General features: G+C 41.5%; 18 protein-coding genes and 1 pseudogene. 7 read left to right on the plus strand and 12 right to left on the minus strand.

What is annotated here, in order from left to right; genetic code table 11:
* Window positions 1–312: transposase (locus BLS49_RS14520; protein ID WP_245742440.1), on the plus strand; the 312-nt coding region annotated here is incomplete at its 5' end.
* On the opposite strand, the pseudogene BLS49_RS14525 reads toward BLS49_RS14520, so the two are convergent.
* From BLS49_RS14525 to BLS49_RS14540, 4 genes and pseudogenes are all read right to left on the minus strand, one after another.
* Window positions 312–1,367 (minus strand): annotated as a pseudogene (locus tag BLS49_RS14525) (DHA2 family efflux MFS transporter permease subunit); the annotation flags it as partial. The gene BLS49_RS14520 and the pseudogene BLS49_RS14525 overlap by 1 nt on opposite strands.
* Window positions 1,368–1,414: 47 nt before the next feature.
* Window positions 1,415–1,984 (minus strand): TetR/AcrR family transcriptional regulator, encoded by a 570-nt coding sequence (locus BLS49_RS14530; RefSeq protein ID WP_091231806.1) that lies wholly within the window; start codon window positions 1,982–1,984, stop codon window positions 1,415–1,417.
* Between the two features lie 219 nt (window positions 1,985–2,203).
* Window positions 2,204–2,599: a hypothetical protein gene (locus BLS49_RS14535; RefSeq protein WP_091231809.1), complete on the minus strand. Its 396-nt coding sequence runs from the start codon at window positions 2,597–2,599 to the stop codon at window positions 2,204–2,206.
* A 1,054-nt stretch (window positions 2,600–3,653) separates the two neighbouring features.
* The gene (locus tag BLS49_RS14540; protein WP_091231812.1) at window positions 3,654–4,250 is read right to left on the minus strand and encodes an HD domain-containing protein; all 597 of its coding nucleotides are present in this window, start codon (window positions 4,248–4,250) and stop codon (window positions 3,654–3,656) included.
* A gap of 101 nt (window positions 4,251–4,351) precedes the next feature.
* Here BLS49_RS14540 and BLS49_RS14545 point away from each other — a divergent pair, with 101 nt between their 5' ends.
* Window positions 4,352–5,026 (plus strand): tetratricopeptide repeat protein, encoded by a 675-nt coding sequence (locus tag BLS49_RS14545; protein ID WP_091231817.1) that lies wholly within the window; start codon window positions 4,352–4,354, stop codon window positions 5,024–5,026.
* A gap of 78 nt (window positions 5,027–5,104) precedes the next feature.
* Here the strand turns inward: BLS49_RS14545 and BLS49_RS14550 are convergent, their stop codons facing one another.
* From BLS49_RS14550 to BLS49_RS14570, 5 genes are all read right to left on the minus strand, one after another.
* Window positions 5,105–5,536 carry a GNAT family N-acetyltransferase gene (locus tag BLS49_RS14550; protein WP_091231821.1) on the minus strand — a complete coding sequence of 144 codons (432 nt, stop codon included), beginning with the start codon at window positions 5,534–5,536 and terminating at the stop codon, window positions 5,105–5,107.
* 11 nt (window positions 5,537–5,547) lie between these two features.
* On the minus strand, window positions 5,548–6,222 hold the full coding sequence (gene rpiA / locus BLS49_RS14555; protein WP_091231824.1) for a ribose-5-phosphate isomerase RpiA: 675 nt from the start codon (window positions 6,220–6,222) through the stop codon (window positions 5,548–5,550).
* A gap of 110 nt (window positions 6,223–6,332) precedes the next feature.
* Window positions 6,333–7,532: a bacillibactin exporter BcbE gene (gene bcbE / locus BLS49_RS14560; protein ID WP_091231827.1), complete on the minus strand. Its 1,200-nt coding sequence runs from the start codon at window positions 7,530–7,532 to the stop codon at window positions 6,333–6,335.
* 95 nt (window positions 7,533–7,627) lie between these two features.
* Entirely contained in the window at window positions 7,628–9,970 is a 2,343-nt protein-coding gene (gene helD, locus BLS49_RS14565) for an RNA polymerase recycling motor HelD (RefSeq protein WP_091231830.1), read from the minus strand.
* Between the two features lie 189 nt (window positions 9,971–10,159).
* On the minus strand, window positions 10,160–11,182 hold the full coding sequence (locus tag BLS49_RS14570; RefSeq protein ID WP_091231834.1) for an aromatic acid exporter family protein: 1,023 nt from the start codon (window positions 11,180–11,182) through the stop codon (window positions 10,160–10,162).
* 128 nt (window positions 11,183–11,310) lie between these two features.
* On the opposite strand from BLS49_RS14570, the gene BLS49_RS14575 reads away from it, so the two are divergent.
* Window positions 11,311–11,787, plus strand: coding sequence for a hypothetical protein (locus BLS49_RS14575; protein ID WP_091231837.1), 477 nt, complete (start codon window positions 11,311–11,313; stop codon window positions 11,785–11,787).
* Window positions 11,788–11,866: 79 nt separating this feature from the next.
* Here the strand turns inward: BLS49_RS14575 and BLS49_RS14580 are convergent, their stop codons facing one another.
* Together BLS49_RS14580 and BLS49_RS14585 are read right to left on the minus strand one after the other, a co-directional pair.
* Window positions 11,867–12,934 (minus strand): AI-2E family transporter, encoded by a 1,068-nt coding sequence (locus BLS49_RS14580; protein ID WP_091231840.1) that lies wholly within the window; start codon window positions 12,932–12,934, stop codon window positions 11,867–11,869.
* 199 nt (window positions 12,935–13,133) lie between these two features.
* The gene (locus tag BLS49_RS14585) at window positions 13,134–14,216 is read right to left on the minus strand and encodes a lactonase family protein (RefSeq protein WP_091231844.1); all 1,083 of its coding nucleotides are present in this window, start codon (window positions 14,214–14,216) and stop codon (window positions 13,134–13,136) included.
* Window positions 14,217–14,394: 178 nt separating this feature from the next.
* On the opposite strand from BLS49_RS14585, the gene BLS49_RS14590 reads away from it, so the two are divergent.
* Entirely contained in the window at window positions 14,395–14,757 is a 363-nt protein-coding gene (locus BLS49_RS14590; protein WP_091231847.1) for a hypothetical protein, read from the plus strand.
* 104 nt (window positions 14,758–14,861) lie between these two features.
* On the opposite strand, the gene BLS49_RS14595 is transcribed toward BLS49_RS14590, so the two are convergent.
* Window positions 14,862–15,854 carry an aldose 1-epimerase gene (locus tag BLS49_RS14595; RefSeq protein ID WP_091231852.1) on the minus strand — a complete coding sequence of 331 codons (993 nt, stop codon included), beginning with the start codon at window positions 15,852–15,854 and terminating at the stop codon, window positions 14,862–14,864.
* A 250-nt stretch (window positions 15,855–16,104) separates the two neighbouring features.
* Between BLS49_RS14595 and BLS49_RS14600 the strand changes: the two genes are divergently transcribed.
* The 3 genes from BLS49_RS14600 (at window position 16,105) to BLS49_RS14610 (ending at window position 19,285) form a co-directional block, all read left to right on the plus strand.
* Window positions 16,105–17,013, plus strand: coding sequence for a C40 family peptidase (locus BLS49_RS14600; RefSeq protein ID WP_091231855.1), 909 nt, complete (start codon window positions 16,105–16,107; stop codon window positions 17,011–17,013).
* Between the two features lie 232 nt (window positions 17,014–17,245).
* A complete protein-coding gene (locus tag BLS49_RS14605) occupies window positions 17,246–18,154 on the plus strand; it encodes a molecular chaperone DnaJ (RefSeq protein ID WP_245742443.1) in 909 nt (302 codons plus the stop codon).
* Between the two features lie 81 nt (window positions 18,155–18,235).
* Window positions 18,236–19,285, plus strand: coding sequence for a LacI family DNA-binding transcriptional regulator (locus BLS49_RS14610; protein WP_091231862.1), 1,050 nt, complete (start codon window positions 18,236–18,238; stop codon window positions 19,283–19,285).
* Window positions 19,286–19,365 lie beyond the last annotated feature (80 nt).

Genomic DNA, 19,365 nt, shown 5'->3' on the forward strand with positions numbered 1-19,365 from the left:
GAAAAAGTAGCAAAATACCGGCAAAGTGATGCAGGAAAAGCCGCTTACGCCATACGATGCCAAACTATAGAGCGAAGCTTCGCGGATGCCAAAGTGCTCCACGGGCTTCGCTATTGCCGGTTTCGGGGCAGAGAAAATGTACAGATTCAAGCGTTGCTAACCGCAACTGCACAGAACATTAAGAAGATAGCCCTCCACCTTTCCAGAAGGACTATCTCGAATATGCACAAGATTTCGTATAGTATTTTACATCTTCATTTTCATTTTTCTTTCGATACTAAGTTTAAAAGTAGGGGTATCTCAACAGCCTGAAGTACTGTAGTAATCACAAAACCCGGAATGACGAGATATTTCGGCCCATATTTGTCAAACAGCCGCCCAGTTATCGGTGACATAATTCCGTTGACAATTCCGCCGGGCAACAGGACGAGGCCCGCTGCGAAGGCTGTTATCAAAAGACTGCCCTTGAGGTACATAGGCAGCAAAATAGATACCGACAGAATTAACATCATACATAGAAATACCATAAGCAGCCCAATCGTGAACATCGAAAATTTAAAAACACGCAAGTTGAGCATAGGCTGCTCCATTTTAAATTGTCGAATTGAAAATAAAACGAGGCCGATCACACCAGCGATTAAAGGAACAAGCACACCCGGCTCCCCCCAAGCGCCTGCGCCCTCTCCAGCATTACTGAAACCAAAGACGATTCCCCCAAACCCAATGCTTGATAAAATAATGGATAAAATATCAATCCCCGGTTTTGTGATGGTTGATACGTTTTGCATATACACCAGACCAAAGCAGAACGTAAATATAAGCAGTGGCAAACAAATCCAAAATATTGCATTCCAGCTAAAGCTATCTACGATAAGACCTGAAAGTGTCGGTCCAATAGCCGGTGCACACATAATAACTAACCCCATCATTCCCATGATGGTTCCGCGCTTTTCAGGTGGAAAAACAATTAAAATAACGTTTGTCATTAACGGCAACAGCAACCCTGTTCCGATCGCCTGGATTACACGAGCAATAAGAAGAATTTCAAAATTAGGCGATAAAGCAGCAACTACTGTACCTGCAATAGAAAAAATAAGTGATGCGCTAAATAATTGCCTTGTTGAGAACCATTGAAGTAATAAAGCTGAAATAGGGACAAGAATGCCTAATACAAGTAAATAACCTGTAGTCAACCACTGCACGGCGGAGGCGTCAATGTGAAAATCCTCCATAATATTCGTGAAAGCCATATTTAGAGCTGTTTCACTAAAAAGACCGATAAATGATCCAATCATAATCGCAATAGCAATCGGTATAGGTTTGATTTGCTGCTGTTTTGTTTGTTTTGTCTGTGTGTTGGTTTCCAAATTAACACTCCTTTATGTCTGAAAAATATGTAAGCTCCTCTTTATCTCTATCTCTTTAATAAAACAGGAATACATTCCGCCAATTGCTGCAGCGGTTGACTATCTTTATTAATTAATGACCTTGTAACTGCTCCTTCAATCATGGAGTTTATTGTGACCCCTAATTTTTTTGCTAAGTCAGGTTCAAATCCATCCCCAATCAGCTTGCTGCAATAAAGCTCCTCCCATCCTTCTACAGCGGCTTTGCACGTCTCTCTAATCGATTCACTTATCTGGGCAGTTTCAGCAACTAATATACCAATGGGCACACATTCTAATTTTTCATCATTAGTAAAGTCCGCTGCAATTTTTTGAATATGAATTTGGATAGCTTCAATTGCGCTCTCGTATTTCTCCAAGCTGCTCACTATATCATTTTTGATCAAAGCATCCATACGCTTCACTGCTTCTATTGCGAGCTGCTCTTTACCATTAGGAAAATGATAGTACAACGAACCCTTTGGCGCTCCGCTTTCCTTCAGAATCTGATTCAAGCCTGTTGCGTGGTATCCCTGCAAATGAAAAAGACGCGTCGCAACTGACAAAATATTTTGTCTAGAGTCATTTTTACTACTCACCTTAATTGCACCTCAGTTCAAAAATATAACGACTGGTCTACATAAAAATAACAGCTTTTTTACTCTATACAATTTCCTCGTTAAAGTCAATCACCACTTTATATGCAAATTTATGAATAAAAGGGTCCAGTCGGCAAGATGTCAACTGGACCCTTTTATTCTATATCAAAGCCGTTATTTCTATTAGCAAAAAGCTTGTTTCAACGATGCATATTCCGTTTAAATATAAATGGGTTGTGCAATCAGCCCACGCTGCAAATCCAGTTCCTTCTTAGCAGAATCAAACACCTCAAGAAGGTCAGAGCTCCAGAGCAGATTCTCCTGTTTTATGTAAGACTGTAAATCTGCGCAGCTGCGATCAAATGTCTCAATGTACGTGCTCCCCGTCTCCACAAGAAAAGTTCTGGCTTCCTCGGCAATGATCATATAATCAGAGTACAATTTGATTTGTAGACATTTCAGATCCTCAGACAATTTAACCCAAGCAAAAGCGCCGCCTTCAACACATTCGGATGATCCTTGAATGTATTCAATGTTCGAATGAATACATATGAACTCGCGCACCCGTTCTTCTATCCATTTGTAATGTTCTTTCAAGTAATCCATCATCTTCATCGATACACTCCTTTCTCATCAAGTATGAATAAATACGCTCACATATTAAACGCATTTAATAATCGGATTGGAAATTGCATCGCTTAATTTACAGTTAAGTATAAGGGCTTTCAAAATCATTGTATATAAATAATGACAAAAAAGTTACTTTTGTATTAAGAAAACGTCACTTTTATAGGTCTATCATTCCTGTGCCTATCGTTCTGCCAACCAGGCCTATTTTCCCATTTCATCGGTATGAATTGCAGCACCTTCTCCCATCACCAATCTAAATAAAGCTGTACAACTCGGCATAAACAGGGTAACATATTTTCCAAATATTCTCAATATTTTAATTTCAATATTTTTCCAAACAAAAAATAAGAGGCTGCCCCAAAAGTTATCTCAGATAACTTTGAGGGACGCTTCTTGTTTAGCGGTGGAAAGGCAAGATATTTTTAGGAAAGCCTGCAAAAACAACTATGACTACCAGGCGTCACCACCTAGAATGAAAATATGAACCTCCAAATTTCCAAATTGCGCTTTATCGAAATAGTACAGCTAGCTTATTCGTGAGAAGTCAGAGGAGTGCAGCTCGAATACAGTAGAGGAAAAAATCTCCTTTATTTTCAAAAATGGGATGATTTTAAAGAAAATAAAGGAAGTATTTTCCCTTATTCTTACTGAAATTGCCCTAAAATGCCAAAAACAAGCGTTTATCACCAAAATAGAGGAATGAAGTTCCTTTATTTTATGATCTTGAGCGAATTCTGATGGAATAGAGGAACTTTTTCCTTTATTGCTACCGAAGTGCTGAGATAGGCTGAAAACGCCCAACTGTAGCCCATGATGCTTCTGTTTAACACGACACGATCCTAATCACGATTACTTGTGGCATACTCTTTATTTTCGTATAAAATGCAGGAATATGGCGGGATCAAGCGGCGCAGAGATCGTCTTCCTTGCACTGCTATTTCTAGTTTTGACAGTAAACCTACTTTTGGGACAGCCCCTTGTTAACTTAATCGTTTCTTCCTATCGTGTTTTACTGTTGGACATCCTTACCCTCACATTATCACTCTGCCAGGTATCCTTTGACCACAGCATCATGAATCAATCCTGAAGCATACTCATGAAGCTCAGGAACAACTTCGCTTAATTTGGAAATTCGGGCAAGCACCTGTGAGCTCTTAACACCGTGTTTTCTCCAAGCAGCTCCCTCTGTATAATAGTTATGCAGTAGCGGTTGCAAACGATCGATTGCTGCTGCGTAACGCGACTCTGCGGTGCGTTCACTTTCAAATTCTTCCCAGAGTTCAAGCATCTCTTCCTTCTGATCCAATGGCAAGAGACCAAATATCCGGTTTGCTGCTTGCTCCTCCCGCTCTCTTTTATCAAGATACCCTTTTTCATCATAGGCAAACGTATCTCCGGCATCGATCTCGACAATATCGTGAATGAGCAGCATTTTCAAAATACGGGTCATATCGGATAACGGTTCCTTTGCATACTCTTGCAGCAATACAGCCATTACTGCCAGATGCCATGTATGCTCGGCATCATTTTCCTGTCTCGAAGCATCCATCAGCAGTGATTGTCTCAATACCGATTTTAATTTATCGATTTCCCTAATATACTCAACCTGCTGTTGTAGACGCATTATACGATTCATTACTATATGCTCCTTTGCTTTTAAAATCTCTGTAACCATTCTATCGTACGATTTATTTTTTTTATGCTATAATTGGAAAAAATAAAAAAGTGGGGGACCAAATGAGTAAGATTATGTTGTTCTTTCTATTATCTTGGCTAACTGGTAGTCCGATAGTCGCCATTATAGTATTGCTCGTCATTGTGTATTTTCTCGATCGTCGATTTGTTGGAATATTTCCTAGCGTCACTAAACCCTTTCGGCGTTCACGACAAATTTCCAAACTCCGCCAACAGCTAATCGCCAGCCCCTTTGATGTTTCTTCCAAGCGTGAATTGGCTCGACTTCTTTTAGAGAGAAAAAAATTTAGCGAGGCGTATCATCTTCTTCAAGAAGTAAAAGAACACTCCGAGTCTTCAGCCGAATTTTGGAGTGATCTTGGTACAGCGTCCATCGGACTTGGCCGTATCGATGAAGGTGAGGAGCAAATGCTTCAGGCGCTTAGTTTGAATGAACGTGTAAAGTATGGTCAACCTTATCTGCAGCTTGCCTCTGCTTATAGAGACAGCGACACTCAGAAGGCGCTTCATTATGCTTCCAAATTTGGTGAAATACAATCGTCATCCAGTGAAGCATATTATTTGCTGGGAAGTCTGTACCAATCCCTGGGTCACAAACAGGAAGCGAAGCAGGCACTTGATGAGGCATTATCTGTCTACAGAAGTCTTCCGAAATACAAAAAACGTCATGAACGCAAATGGGCTTTACTCACCTTTTTCAAAAAGCAGACAATATAAATTGTCTGCTTGTTTTGTTGCTTTACACAAAACAAGCAGGCCAACAGGCCCGCCAGTTGAAACTGCGATAATTCATAACTACTCAGCTTCTTCTTCAGCTCGATACACACTGCGAAAAAGCTCTCTCCCGTTTTCTAGCCCCTCTGTAAAGCTAGTTACTTCAAAACCAACATTACGATAGAAGTCTGCTCCATCTTCATCTGTCACAGCAAATAGAATATCCGGGTTTTTCTTGTCCAAAATTTCCAATAACAATCCTCGACCGTACCCTTTTAAACGATCCTCAGGTCGAACTGCAAGATGTAAAATCTCCAAATCATTGGAATGATACCTGCACCCAACCACACCGATGATTTCCCCTTCATCCTCCAGAGCATAGAGCTCGTTATCGTTCGTCAATTTATACAAATTGCATACATGTTCCAATTGATCCGTATCAAAAAACACAGCGTATTCTAAAAGCTCTCGTATTTGAGAATCAGTAATTTTATCATTCACTTGCACTAACATGGTATTGCCTCCTACTTCTTCTCGATAACTTCGGTACGACCATCCTCATAGCCTACAACTACCGTGTGTGCTATATCTACGAATAGTCCATGTTCAACTACACCCGTCATCGCTTTTAATTCATCGCCTAACTGCCCAGGTGAAAGAATTTGTCCAAAAGCACCATCGACAATGTAATTTCCGTTATCGGTAACGTAGAGTTCTCCGTCACGCATACGCATTTCGAAAGCAACATCGTAACGGTTCTTCAGTTGCCCCAGCGTCCATTCGTAGCAGTATGGTACAAGCTCAATAGGAAGCTTGAATTTGCCCAAATGCGAAACCATTTTACCACTGTCTGCAATAACAATAAAACGATCACTATTAATCGCAACAAGCTTTTCTCTAAGCAGGGCCCCGCCTCCGCCCTTAATAAGAGCCATCCCGGGATCTACCTCATCAGCTCCATCGATAGCGAGATCAAGACGATTGACATCACCCGCCGTAATGAGCGGGATATTGTATTTCACAGCCAGCTCCTCCGATGCATTGGAAGTTGCAATAGCCTTAATTTTTAGACCTTGACTTACTCGTTCACCGATTTTTTCAATCGCATAAAAAGCTGTGGAGCCCGTCCCGAGTCCCACAATCATTCCATCTTTAACCCACTCCGCTGCACGGTAACCCGCCGCTTGCTTTGCATTCATGTTATACGCCTCCTGTAGGTATGTACTTCAAGTCTGTCAGGGAAACAATCAGCTTATATCATACCAAAAATGCACATAAAAAAGAACAGCGACCGATCCGGTATTCCCGATTACGAGGCACTGGACTGTGGCTGTACCATGAGTAGAAGCAACACAACAGCAACGATAGATACGCAAGCAAAACTAATAAACATTGTCATATGACCTGCGCCCATCAACAGCGACATAATTGGAGGACCCAGAGATACCCCGATAAAACGCATACTGCTATAGATTGATGTAACCGTTCCGCGAAGTCCCTTCTCAATACCTTCAGTAATCAGGGCGTCTGAGCTTGGAAGTACTGTCCCAATCCCAATCCCGCACACAATGAGACAGCCGATTACATAATAAATGTTATTAAAAAAACTAATTCCGAACAAAGCGGCACTAGACATAACAAGACCGATTACACCGCACCATTTCATGAGCAGTTTGTTTTTACCGATTTTTTTACCTGTAAAATAAGAGGCCAGACATAATGCAGCCAATGGGATTGCCAGCACCAGACCCTTTACGATTCCGTCCAGATGATGCTTCTTTTCCAGTGTTTCTGACAAATAGAACAGAACCCCAAAGAGCAGAAACATACAGATACCACCGATTGCAAAAATAGCGTACAACCAGCGGCCTTTTTCCTTGAACACTTCTTTGACCGAATGAATAAACTCTTTCAAGGCTAGTGAAGCTTTACGCTCCGGTTCTTGAACAAGGAAGCTGACAAGCAGCAGAGAAATCAAGCACAGTACAGGGATAGCCAGAAACGGCATATACCAAATCCATGTCCCGAGCAATGCACCAAATATCGGACTCAGTACCTTGCCAAACGTATTGGATGTTTCAATGATCCCAAGACTGTGACTTATCTGCTTTTCATCATCAAACATATCTCCAACCAGCGGTAAAACGATAGGAAAGGCTCCCGCCGCACCAATGCCTTGAAGGAAACGCCCGGCAAGAATAATCCAGTATACGCCCGTTCCATCCATTAACCATGATGCCGCTCCCGAAACCCCTCCGCCAATTCCTGCAATGATTAGGCTCGGAATAATGACAACTTTACGTCCAAATTTATCTGATAAATACCCCGCAACCGGGATCAACAATATAGCGACTACAGCATATACCGTAATCAACATACTAACCTGTAGAGAAGATATCTTGAGCTCCCTTGCAATTTCAGGCAAAATCGGAATCAGCATGGAATTGCCAAGGGTCATTATCAACGGGATTGATGCCAAGGCGAACATGTCGCCTTTTTTGTTATCCATAGTACTGCCACCCTTCCCAGTCAACTTATCTCTAGTCTAGGATAGTGTGGTTGTTTCTTAAAAAAATATTCTTTTCGTATCGTTCAAACATAACATCAATTTTCCTCATACGTTGACTGATCAGCCTCAGAAATGAAGCGACTTGGTAAGCCTAGTGAAAAAATATGAAGCAAATGCATTGCCCTTGTGCATGCAGTGTAGAACAGCTTACGTTCGGCTTCGCGTGTATATTTTTCATTAGAGCCATCATAAATAAATACTGCATCAAACTCGACCCCTTTGGCCAAATAAGCAGGGATGATATGCACCCCTTTTTCAAAGGAAAGCGTCGTCTTCTTAATCAGCTTTACCTGCAGACTAGGTGATAGTGCTTCGTATGCAGCCAGGCTTTCTGCAGCGGTCTTACATATGACTGCAATCATTTCGTAGCCTTCAGATTTAAGGTTGAAAATTTGTCGAATGAGCTCCTCATGCAGTTCAGCCGCATGATTGATCAGTTGAACCACTGGTTTTTCTCCATCTCGGTTAAAAGGTACAATCACCTCTCCCCCCGGTATCATGGAACGTGTAAATTCAACAATTTCCCGAGTGGAGCGATAGCTCTGTACCAGAGTAATCAGTTCGCTCTCTTCCTCGCCGTACAATTCACTCAATGTTGTTGATTGCTGCAGAACAGAGGCATGAGCATAAATCGCCTGATTGAGATCTCCGAGCGCCGTCATGCGTGCACGTGGAAACAGCTTCTTCAAGAAATACAGCTGGAAAGGAGAGTAATCCTGTGCTTCATCAATGATGACATGGCGGATCGTAGTATTGGAACGAAAGCCCAATATAAGCTCCTTCAGATATAGAAATGGAGTCGTATCCTCATAGAACAACTCTCCAGCCCGAATTTTCATAAGAGTCTGCTCACAAATGATATCCCAATCTTCCGGGAGATGCTCTGTGCTTAATTCCTGTATCAGTTCCTGATTTTGAAACAGTTGGCTGTACAGCTTAGTCACATCAACAAAACGCAAATACTTCACCCATCTGCGTAGCGGCTTTAGCCGGTCACTGACTACCATTTTAGCCAAAATTGTCTTCTCATCCTCGTAATCATTAAAGGAATCGCCTTTTCCTCTCTGTTTACGTTTCATACGCTGATATGCTCTCTGATACTCTTCAACATCGAGCAGTTGAATCTGCTCTTCAACCCATGGCTCATCAAGCTCGTTTCTGCCAAAAGCCACTAGTTCTTTTAGGAGCCATTCCTTTAATAATTCACAACGATTTGCCAACGTGATGGCCGGATCAAAGGCATAAAATTTGTGTGCAATCATTTCAGCGCTAACAACTTCCTTCCCTTGAAAACGCAAAGGTCTGAACTTCATTTCCTTACGCTCCAAAAGCCCCCTGTATCGACTTACTACATCCAAGTAGGAGGAAGACGACTTATACCGAATACCGCTAACTCTTGCAGCATAATCGTCATCCATTTCACTCGAAAGTACATATTCAATTTGAATAAACGGGTCCTCAAGCTGGAACTCCCGACCCAGACGATGCTCCAAATATTCCTGAAATGTCGTCTGCTGCATATTTTCTTCGCCCAGCTCCGGCAGAACGGTAGAAACATAGCTGTTAAACATCGGATTAGGTGAGAACAGGATCATTTGATCTGCTTGTAAAGTATCACGATGCTTATATAGCAAATAGGCTACACGCTGAAGCGCAGCTGATGTTTTGCCACTGCCAGCAGCACCTTGAACGATCAGCATACGGCTTTTATCGTTGCGAATGATCCGGTTTTGTTCTCGCTGGATCGTCGCTACAATACTCTTCATTTGAGCATCAGAGCTGCGACTGAGCACTTGCTGCAGCAATCCATCACCAATCGTTACACCTGTATCGAACATCAGTTTAATGTCACGCCCACGGATGACGAATTGTCGTTTTAACGACATCGTCCCTTCAATCGTACCCGAAGGTGTCATGTACGAAGTTGGACCAGGCACGCTATCGTAATACAAATTCGAAATGGGTGCGCGCCAGTCATATACAAGAAATGTCTCGTCTCCTTCTTCAAGAAGCGAGGCGATCCCGAGATAGATAGCTTCTGCTGGTTCACCATTCTCGGCAAAATCAATTCTTGCAAAATAAGGAGATTGCAGCAGTCGTTTCATTTTGCCTAATTCTGCAGATGCATGCTGATGGCTCTTTTCCCGTTCAGAGAGTACCTGGGATTGCTGGCGCAAGCTGGTTGAGGTCTCCCCCACGTCATCTGCCTCACTAAAGTTCATCGTAACCTCATCCCAGAAATCCTTACGCATGGAAACAACGTCGGTTCGAACTTTGCCGACTTCTTGCTCAAGTGTAGATATCTTTCGCAGAATTCGGTCATTAACATACTCTACCCGCAGCTGTTCTTCCTGCCATACTTTATCCTCATTACTCAAGTCGGATCGCCCCTCTTCATGTATCCCGAAATTAAATGTTGACAAATAATTTTGGATGTGTTATATTTATATTGATTGTTTTTTATCCAATTACCTTTGTCTGTTTTTATATTGTACCAATTTTCCATTCTAATTTCAATAAAAGTCCCGCCTCTTTGGCAGGACTTTTTTTTAGTTCTAAAAAGGCCGTTATTTATCCGATACTGCTTGAGAATGGTCAGCCAGACGATTTAATCTTTCCAATTGATGGCCGTATTCATACATTTCAGCCGAAACAATAGATAATCTGAGTACTCCCTCTCGCTGCTCTGCATATCGATCCAGCATTCTGCGCAAAAACTGATCATTTTCGGCTTCGAACTGCTCTGCTTCATCCAAATTTGGCTTTAGCTTATTGTCAAACTTTAGCATGATATGCTCATGGAATTTCGTTAACTTCTCCAGATGCTGGTCGAACTCGTTGTTAAGTTCCGGTGATCGTACCGCCTGAAAATAATGCTGCTCCACCGTATCCAATACTTCATAACCTTTTCGCAGCGTTTTTAACATTTGTTTATAAACAACAAGCTGTCTGCTCTCGCTAAACTTAGGTGTTTTTAGCTGCTTCTGATCCTCTTCCATCAGCTTGAACTTGTCCGCCAGTTTATTAATCGTATCCTCAAGCTCCCTCTTCTCATTCCGAAACACATTTTCCTTGATTTCATCAGATATCGCTGTCCGGAGCAGCAGAGATAATTGATCAAAAGTATCGTGAATTTGCTTCTCATACTGTACTTTTGGCTTTGGAGGATATACGACAATGTTTATTACGAATGCAGATAAAATACCGATAAGTATTAAAACAAAACGGTTAAGTGCAAATTCCCATTGTCCGGACGCTTCCATAATAACGACGACAGTAACAAGCGTAACTCCGATCGTCTTCCCCATTTTTAATCTTAAACAAATCATAATAACCAAAATGCAAACAAGCCCTACTGCTATCGGCTCATTAGAGAATAATGAACCGCCAAGCACCGCCAGTATGGCTCCTAAAGTGTTCGTTTGCAATTGATCCGTTAAATATTTCCATGACCTGTATATGGATGGCTGCATCGCAAATATCGCAGCTACTGCCGCAATGACGGGTGAGGGCAAATGAAGCCAAGTTGCAATATATAGAGCCAAGGTCACTGAAATTCCCGTTTTCAACATTCTGGCCCCAAATGTCATAATAATCCCCCTCTATCTTTCTGTCATCATTATTGATTAACCTAACAACCTGTTATCGTTTCATCTTTTTGTCCAAACTATAGAATGTAAGGCCCAAATAATTCTAAACGAAGAGGTGAAAAAAGTCTATGTATCATCTGAAAACCGCTGCTGTGGCAGGTGGTTTGGCCCTATTTCTAGCTATTGGCCTAACTCCTGCAAGCATCGCTTCCGCACACTCGCAGCTTGATCAGTTTCATCCTCAGCATCACCAAGGCCATTTTCGTGGCGGTCACATTATCAAGGACACTGCAGATTTGACAGGGATCGATTCCAAAACTATCGTAGAGGAAATGAAAAAAGGCAAAACCCTTCAACAAATCGTTCAGACCAATAAAGGCTGGACCGAGGATGAATACATGAAAAAATTGACTGAGACAGTCTCCCGAAATGTTGACAAAGCTTTGAGTGAAGGTAAAATTGATCAAACCAAAGCTAAGCAAATAAAGGCGGAACTGCCAGCAAAGCTAAAAAAAGTAATTAATCGTCCCTGGAAAAGCTCGCCTCCGGGTCATCCTGCAACGGAATACCAGAATAACAAAATCAACTGGTCACAAGCCAAATAAAATGAATAAAAGACGAGAGATTATCCAAACAAGGATACTTTCTCGTCTTTTTGTTCATAGATGCTTGCAAATCGAACGTTTACTCAACTATCGATTTCTTCTTAGTTTTTGATTTTGGAGAATCGGCTACAACAGGCACTTCGATAATATCGAGGAAAAACATAAATATCGGAACTCCGACAATCAATCCCCATACCCCAAGGAAATGCTCGGAGAACAACAAGATCAGAAACGTATAGAAGATCGGTAAATGCGTTTTATTCGACATAAATTTAGGATTCAAGAAATAAGTTTCTACCGCATGTACGACAGCGATCATAATGAGAACATAGATAATTTTGATCAGACCGCCGATTTTAAAAGCAATGGCACATAACGGAATTAATGAAATAATTACGCCCATTACAGGTATAAGGCCTAGAAGAAAGATCATGATCGCGAGCGCAAACAAATTAGGGAATCCAAAGATCCACAGAAAAATAGTCGATAATATCGAATTGACTAGTGCAATCAAAAACTGCACCTCAATTACTTTACCAAAAGAATGAACGAATTTTTTACCGAAAAATTCGAGTTCAACAAACAGGCCCGATAAACGGCTGGCTTTGAATTTGGAAGTGAAATTCGTTACCTTCTCTTTTTCCAACAGGAAGAACAAGCTAAGAACAATAGCAACAAACAAATTCAAGCTCCATTTGCCAATATCGGACACGGTTTTGAGCAAAAAGTCAAACCCTTGGCCAATATAACTCGACAGATCGATATCTTTGAACGAATCCACCAGGAAATTCAGTATCAAGTTATCAGGGAGATTTGTTGGTGGATTATCATAAAAAGAAAGAACCTGATTCACCAAATCGTTCAGTTCTGCAATTAAAACAGGTAAATAGTAATAAATTGCTGTCACTATCAAAGTAACTAAAATGATGTATATGAGCAACACCGTTATCGTCTTGTTTATTCGAACGATTTTATTTACTTTTCGAGTAATAAAATTATGCAGACGATTAATCAAATACGTCAAAATAAACGTAATCAGAACCATATTCAGCATACTTCGAGAATAGTACAGTAGGATTATGACAAACAGTAAAGCCAGAACTCTTCGAACACTGGGGATTTGAAACAATTCTCTGAAAAATGACATTATTAGCAACCTGCTCCTTTGTTAGGTAGACTCGACAATTCACCTTAGAATTTAATCTTAAGTCACTGTAGGAAACAAAGCAAGATTTAATGAAATCTATGCTGAAAAATGAGTCCCCTAAATGTAAAATCGGCGGAAACACCCAAAATAGCCATTGGGCATTCCGCCGAATACATATCTATTTGCTTCAATGACGTTTTTAATACTTAACAGGCTGAATGCATACAGGCTTGGATACTGATGCTGTTGCACCCGTAAACTTCAGCTTTCCGGTTTGTTGATCGACTGAAAACAATACAAGATTGTTGGAGTCGCGATTGGCGACAATCAAATAATCGCCGTCAGGAGTTAATGCAAAATGACGTGGATGCCCGCCTTCAGTGGATACACGCTCTACAAATGTCAGCTTGCCGTTCTCTGCATCAATAGTATATTGAGCAATGCTATCATGACCACGATTCGAAACATACAGGTAGCGTCCACCCTTTGAAATTGCGATTTCAGCTGTCGTATTCTCACCTTCAAAATCCTCAGGTAATGTTGTTACTGTCTGTACTGATGCGAGGTCACCTGTATTTGTATCGTAATTGAACAACGTAATTGTTGAATCCACTTCATTAATGGAATACAAATATTGGCCATTCGGATGAAAAGCGAGATGCCGTGGCCCTGCTCCAGGAGGAGTGACTCCTTCACCTTGATATACCAGCTTATCATTTGTTTCGTCGAGAGCGTACACCTTGATCTTATCCAGCCCTAGATCAGCTACTAAAGCAAAACGGTTATCAGGACTAAATTGTGCTGAATGCGGATGAGGACGATCTTGTCTTTCCGCATGTGGTCCGTGTCCTTCATGTTGCTGCTCATCAACGAGCTTAATCGATTTACCACCATCTGTAAGCTTTAGCAGACCTACGTTTCCTCCATGATATCCGGACACTACGAGATATTTACTGTTATGGTCTCTTTGAATGTGAGATGTAGACGGTTTAATTGAATCTGCGCGATTCAGCTCGGTAAGGCGTCCTGCTTCAGGATCAATATCAAAGGTTACTACTTGACCCATTTTACCGCCATCACCAACGTTTTTTTCTTCAATCGCATACAATTTATTGTTCACTCCATCAGTATTCAGAAATGTAGGGTTCTTAAGACCTGACACCTCGTCCAGACGACGCAATTGTTTATTGGTACGATCTAACTCATAAACATATATTCCGGTATTTGCAGCTTCAGCATATGAACCTACAAAGAGTAACAATCGTTGTTGTGATTTTGACAACTTATATTCCTCCTTAAATTGTTGGTTATTCCATCTCCTTATTTTTCCGTACTTTCTCTCAAAAGTCCAGACTCCATTACATATTTATTTTGATTTTTAATCAATTCCTCTACACAAACTTCATAAAATATGTTATACTGCAAGCGCTTCCACAACATCATCTAAAGGGGGATTTGGAATGATGCATGTCGGACTGAATTTGAAGGACGTTTACGAAGATCTTGATCCTTTAAGTGCGTATTTCTTCAAAATTGGAGCTCACGGGCTGGTTTGTTTTCACGGTAGAAATTACAGTATAAAACAGAGACTTACTGCCGAACAAACCTCAAAGCTGATCTCAAACCCTGTGTATTACCGCATCAGCACCAACTGCTACGTCAACCTGAACCAAATTTACGACATTCGGGATCATGTCATTTTGTTTCGGGATGAGACGCACGGTATTAAAACCATTAATGTCCCAAGACGCAATCTGGAACAAATTAAAACTCTGCTTCGCAGCTCTAATCGGCGCATTAACGGGGTAGATCAGGTGGTGTAAACCTGCTACACTGATCGCGGTTGATTACAGATTACAATGCAGAGATAAGCAGCCGGTTCTGTGCTCCTTCTGAGCACAAGACCGGCTGCTTATCTTTTGTATATTTATTTTACATAGAAGCGAGCTGTCTCTTCCCATACTTCTCCAGGTGCGAGACTGAATAATCCGATTTCATCAACAGGCAAATCAACATTTGGCGCATTCACCAGGTTTATTTGCGGTTCGGGGCAGAAGAAGTCTCCTCTAGCCTCATTGTTCCAAATCATCCACTGCTTATAGGAGGTACCCACATCGTACACAAAAGTAACTCCCAGCTTAGTATCTGTCAGCTCCATCCGGTTTCTCCCGTTTTGAGGAACTGCCGTATAGTGATTGTCCATCTCTTCGAAAAACGGATTTACACCTTCTCCTTGCAGCTTCTTCTCATCCTCCGAGAGGGGTTGGAAGGAACCTGTAGGCAACATACGACTATCTAATTCCCAACGTTGTCCGATCGTAGCCTTAACAAGATAATCCTTCTCCTCACTATCTGGAGCAAATGGCGCATTGATTGCAGTATGGAAAGCAAATAAACAAGGCATTTCCTTATCTCCGTTATTGTGCACGAACAGCTGTTGTAATAGACCGTGGTCGCTCAATGAATATTTCAGCTTAACAGTAAATTTAAAAGGTAAATATTTATAGGTTTCGCTATTCTCATCAATTACATTTTTGACTGTTACATAGCTTTCTTGTTTTGTTTGTCCATAATCCTCAACCTGCCAAGGGGAAGTATGTAAATATCCGTGCAGATGATTTCCTGTTTTTGCTTCATTTACAGGCAGGCGATATTCTTCACCCTTCCAAAGAAAACGTCCGTCCTCATAGCGATTTGGCGGATAAAGCACAGGGATTCCGAAGACGACAGGCGCTGCCTTAAACAGGTCTATTTTCCCTTCCTCAGGTTCTCTTAAAAAACGATATCCTTTTTCAGTATCACGAAACGCAATCAGATTTCCACCAATTTCGGGAATAATAGCTGCTTCATAACTCCCCCATCTTAGCCATACCGCATGTTCTCCTTGATACGTACCTTCAAATGCTGTGTTTTGTGTCATTTCGATGTATCTCCCTTCATGTCTCTAAAGCTCAGGCACAATCCCTCTGAATTATACAAAATATAGATTTAAAAATCATCTTTTATACTTTGAAGTCAATCTGTTGACTAGTTATTCCCTCTCATCCCGTAAAATTAAGTCCCATAGGAAAAAGAAAAAAATGTACTGCTCATACATAAAAATGATGCTTTTTTACATACTTGAAAATAATTAAAAATACGCAAGCAAACGAATGGAGTGTAGCTAAAGAATGCCCAGATTACTGAGTGTAAAGACAATTGTCATTATCTTTACGGGAATTTTGCTCATTACAACAGCAGTCTCCTGCAATCAGCGCAACCAAGGCCCTGAGGTAAAATCCCTTCCCAAAAAAGTTAATCCCCCTGTTCATGCGGAATATGTCAAGGAATCTGACGGAACAGTGTGGATTCCTCTTGATCAGGTAGCAAGATCCTTTGGCCTTCGTCATAAAGAGCAGGATCACAAAATCAAGATTGGTTATACTGATGTCATGCTCGAAATTGAGTCAGGCAGCAAAAACGCAAAAGCATTTGGCAAAGCGGTGACGTTGTCGAAAGCTCCGATTACCAGGAAAGGAATAGTCTATGTTGATGAAGCCTCCCTATCCAGATTGCTTAATACAAACGTTCAGTTTGACCATAAAAATCAGCTTCTGCACGTAGAGTCACTGTATTCACCTGAAGATGATACAGTTGTCGACCATTCCAAAGACAGCAAGCTGAAACGGTACAAACTTCTTAGCGTCGCAGATAATCAGGATCAGCTTGTATCCTTCGCTAAACAATATTTAGGTGTCCCCTATGAGTTCGGTGCCGATCCATATGAGCAATCCAAAACGTTTGACTGCTCCTCCTTCACCCAGCATGTATACAAAAGGTTCGGTCAAAGCCTGCCAAGACTGGCTCGGGATCAAGCGAAGCTCGGAAAAAGGGTCGAACGCTCAGAGCTGCAGGTCGGGGATCTCATCTTCTTCACAGTGCCAGGTCGATTTGAGAACGACAAAGTCGCTGGTCATGTAGGCATATATATTGGAGATGGCCGATTTATCCACACGTGGGGAGAGCCCGGAGTACAGATTAGCCCATTGGACAGTGGATACTGGAACAAAATGATTCTTTCCATGCGCCGAATAAGCTGATCAACTTCCTAACAAAATGCGCTCAGGGACATCCCTGGGCGTTATTTTTTTGTCAGAATTGTGTCGATCCAACCATGTTTCCCTTCATTACAAATACACAGTATAATAAAAGCAAGTCCTACTTTCCATACAATTTCTTAACATGATTCTTCAAGAAATCAACTAAATTTATGACAGTTTTGATCGTAGGATTATGCATGAATACTTCACAGAAAACTAGAGGAGAATTAGGATGGATGAATTAAAGAAAGCTTATGAACTGCTGGGTCTACCCGAGAACGCTTCCAGAGAGGAAGTTGAGAAGGCTTTTGACATTGAGCTCAGGAAATCAAGATCTCGGCAAAACACGAATAGCACTGAAGCAAGCGGTGAGTCTGAATTCGATCAAAAACTGAAGGCATATAAACTCATTACGGGTCATGAGGATCGTCAAAAGATTGAGACTATGAGCCGCGAGAGATTTGAAAAATGGGGAAAGCATGCTGGAACAGCGCAGAAATTGGATGATTTCTTCCGCATTTATAAATCACGCGTTATTATTGGCGTTTTAGCTGCTATTATCTTGATCGTTGGCTTGACCACATATTTGAATCATCGTGAAGAGCAGCAACGACTTGCTTCATTACCTCCGATCGATTTATCTATGATGTTCATAGGCAATTTCACTAGCGATCCAAAATATGAAAATGAAGAAGCATTAGGATTTGCTATGGCTGAGCCTTTCCCAGAATGGTCCAGATTTGAAACGACTATAACCTACCTTCCTTCAAAAACTGAGAACATGACCTCTGCAGATTTAGCTTACCAGCAAAAAGCAATGGCTCTATTGTCTACCGAGGAGCCAGACATCTATATCCTGGATCAAGCAAGTTTCGATTGGCTCTCTGATGGTGGTATTCTGGAAAATCTGGATACTGAGTACAATGACCAGCTTAAAACTCTCATCACTAACGATTCCGATGTTAAGAAAGCTCAAACTAAGGAGGATACTCAGCCCCATGTGTATGGTATTCGAGTAGCAGATACTACGTTGGCTGGGCAACTGCCTGTAGCCAAAGAGGATATGATCATTTCTCTACGAATCGGATCATCAGAAAATAAAAATAAGGCAATTCAATTCATAAAACATTTTTTTGAGTAATATACTAACTATTGATTTATAGATAATCATGAACTACAATAGGGCTATAAACGCGCGTTCATAGAAAGTAGGGAACTTAATATGCGCAGCGAAGATATTGCCAAGCTGGCCGGGGTGTCACGCAGTACGGTATCCCGCGTCATCAACAACTATTCCAACGTTCCTGAAGCTACCCGAGCGAAGGTACTGAGAATTATTGAACAGTATCATTACGAACCTAACAGCTTTGCAAGGGCATTAGCGGGCAAAAGAACCGATACAATCGGTCTGTTCGCCATCAGTATGAACGAGAAGGCAGACGCGAGTCGCATTTATCAGAACAGCTACTTTGCTCCGATTGTCGACCTCGTCGTCGACACGGCGAATGCCAGAGGATTTTATGTACTCATCCATACCGTTTATTCACCAAGTGATTTTCAGAAGATCAAGCAGGCTTTTCAGCAGAAAAGAATTGATGGAGGTATTTTGGTCGGAACTCAGAAGGATATTGAACTGGTGCGTGAATTGGTCAGTCAAGATTCTCCTCTCGTTCTCATCGACTATGACATCTCCGAGATTATGGCCGAAAGACTCAACAAAAATCACCTTGCCGTCATTAACTCGATGGACTACGAAGGAACGGTTCAGGCTATTGAATACTTGATCAAGCTTGGACACCGTGAAATCGGAATCATTAAGGGAAGAATAAACACTTTTTCAGGCCGCGAGCGGTATATGGCATTTGAGAATACATTGCAAAGCCACGGATTACCTGTTCGTGACGAGTTTATTCTTGAAGGTGATTTTCTTAAAGAAACTGCCTACCTTGAAACAGCCAAGCTGGCTAACAGCGGAAATTTGCCAACCGCCCTCTTCTGCTCCAATGATGACATGGCCATCTCTGCAATGGAAGCGTTCGCCGCACAGGGCATTAGCGTTCCGGATCAAGTGTCTATCATCGGCTTTGACGATGTAGAGCTCGCTTCTAGAATTAATCCAAAGCTGACCACGGTCCGCCTGCCGATTGATGAAATGGCTAAAGCTTCTGTAGAAAAAGTAATCAGCTTATGCGATGCTGTCGAGCCAACATTCAGTACGGTTAGTTTCCCTGCCCATCTCGTTATTCGGGATTCATGCAAGTCGCTTCTGTGAGATCATAGCGGCCATGACTTATTTACTTGGTTACAAAATGCCTTACTCCTTAAAGGATAAGGCGTATATTTTTCAATAAA

It is taken from the genome of Fontibacillus panacisegetis (assembly GCF_900102215.1).
Lineage (GTDB): Bacteria > Bacillota > Bacilli > Paenibacillales > Paenibacillaceae > Fontibacillus > Fontibacillus panacisegetis.